The sequence below is a fragment of the Candidatus Proelusimicrobium excrementi genome (assembly GCF_937881865.1).
GTDB lineage: Bacteria > Elusimicrobiota > Elusimicrobia > Elusimicrobiales > Elusimicrobiaceae > Proelusimicrobium > Proelusimicrobium excrementi.
In genome coordinates this window covers 1-2,033 of sequence record NZ_CALGEO010000015.1, presented here as the reverse complement: position 1 = coordinate 2,033, position 2,033 = coordinate 1, and the positions used below count along the sequence as shown (strand labels likewise).

The 2,033-nt window shown below is 45.7% G+C and carries 2 protein-coding genes and 1 pseudogene; all 3 read right to left on the bottom strand.

Translation table 11 applies throughout. The annotated features are described in order from the left end of the window. Positions 1-732: pseudogene (locus ACQY26_RS01250) on the bottom strand (hypothetical protein); the annotation flags it as partial. Then, complete coding sequence (locus ACQY26_RS01245; RefSeq protein WP_428047269.1) at positions 725-1,264, bottom strand: hypothetical protein; 540 nt, start codon at positions 1,262-1,264, stop codon at positions 725-727. The pseudogene ACQY26_RS01250 and the gene ACQY26_RS01245, both read right to left, overlap by 8 nt. After that, positions 1,261-2,033, bottom strand: a 773-nt coding sequence (locus ACQY26_RS01240) for a hypothetical protein (RefSeq protein ID WP_428047268.1), incomplete at its 5' end; no start/stop codon positions are given. The genes ACQY26_RS01245 and ACQY26_RS01240, both read right to left, overlap by 4 nt.

The following is a 2,033-nucleotide window of genomic DNA, read 5'->3' as shown; positions in this document are numbered from 1 at the left end:
TCCGCCCTCTGAGAGCAAAATATCCAAAAGGGCTTGGTTCTCAGCTACGCTTGCCGGCACGGCGTAATTTATGACGTTTACCCACGGATAAAGCGTAGTATGCGCCGGGGTTACGCTGTCGCTTTGGCCGTAAACCGCGCTTGAGCGTGAAGCGTCAAAATCTATAATCCAGCCGTTGCGGCCCGAATTATCCCCGTCTTCTTCACCCTGGTGCTTGCGGGCAAAAGCCCCGCTCGGCTCCTGCGCCCATGACGCAGTGGGAATGGTGCCCGTAATATTGGGCAGGCCGGCTTGCGCTTGTTTTACGCCGCTTTCCGGATCCGCCGCTTTTATAAAGTTCTTAAGAATCGGCAGGCGTAAAGCTCCCGTTTCCGCGTTAAGAACATAAAAGGGGCACTCGCCGAACTGGGCCATTTTTGCCGTATAGCTCTCCTCAGAAATACAAAGCTCCGGGTGATTTTTTAGCCAGGCAAAAAAATCGGGATATATTTTATCGGCGGACGGAATAACGTCCCCGGTAAAAAGCGGCAGTCTGCCGGGGTTATCTTCAACCTTGCCGCTTTGGCTGAAAGATACCGTCCCCATAGGGGCGGAATTGATTTTTAAATACTCCCTAAGCTGCGCGCCTGTAACTTTATAGGTGTGTACGCCGTCGTCAACGGCCATTTTGTCGGTATCCAAAAGCGCGGTTTTAGACGGCAAATCCGAAATAGTCATTAAATTATCACTCATTGTTTGGCTCCTGTAAAATTAAATTAAATTCAAGGTAAACACCCGGATTTTTAAAAATATTCAAAATGGAACGGACTTTATAATAATCTGTCATACCCAAAGCGCGGCGGAAGTAAACGGCGTTTCCGCTTTCGTCCGTTATGGCGGACTTGCTTACGACGCTTTCAATCCATTTGAACCAGGTGTTTTTATCACTTTCTATATTTATTTTTAAAGCGGCCGGTGCAAGCTTTGTAAAAGTGATTTTTGCCTGTTCGCCGAAGATTTTTTTAAGAATAAAAATATAACTTTCAAAAGTGCCGGCGTATGGGAAAGTTTTAAAAATATCGTCGTAATACAGAGCGAATGTTTCCCTTTCTATAACGCCGTTTAGCGGGCTGGTATTGCCGTCGTAAAGAGTATATCCCAAAGCCTTTGCGCCGTAAGCTTTTTCGATAATGGCAAGCAGAGCTTCTTTCATATCGGCGAAAACCAAATCAAAAGAGCCGCTGAACTTTAATTCCAAATCGTCGCCGTTAAATTTCTGCCTCATTTGAGAATAACCTCTATATTACTTCTGGAAAAAACAAATAAATCCGTATAATCGCTTTGATAAACAGCGGAAGACCAGCTTTCCTCGCCGTCTTTTTTGTGTTCCAAGAGTACTGCGGACGCATAAGGACAGTCGCGGGAAATAGTAAAATACCGCGCCGGCTCAAAATTGCGCCCCAAACTGTACATATCCGCCAAGTTTTTTAAAAGTTTATTTTTTATTTCGTCTTCGCTTTCAACCAAAATATTGGTATCGCCCGAAAGCGTTAAAGTAAGTTTTAAAGCCATATTTGAGCGCACCGGAAGGGCAAAGGCGAACTCCATATCCTGCCCGTTGGTTAATGTCCTAAGCCCTCTTTCCGAACCTTTAAAGTACATACCGGCAACGGTATTTTCTTTCAAAAGCTCCAATATTTCCGCTTTCTTGGCGGGATAATCCTCGGCGTCGCCGTCAACGTCAACGCAGGCGGCAATCGTGCCGGCGTTGGCAAGCGTGTTTTTTTCAAGGCTTAAGACGTAACCGGCCTCTTTAAAAGCGGAAATTAAAGCCTCATCGGGCGTTTTGCTTACGTTTAAGACGCTGTTGGTATCACGGATATAATCCGCCAGTTTTTCATAAGCTTCGGCAAAATCAGCCTCGGCCGAAATTACTTCCTGTATAAGCGGGTAAAAGCATTTGTAAAAGTTTGTACCCACAAAGGTTTGTTCGGTGTAACTGGTGCCGAACTGCTCGTTGACGCGGGCTATAAGCCGGGCCAAAATATCGTTAA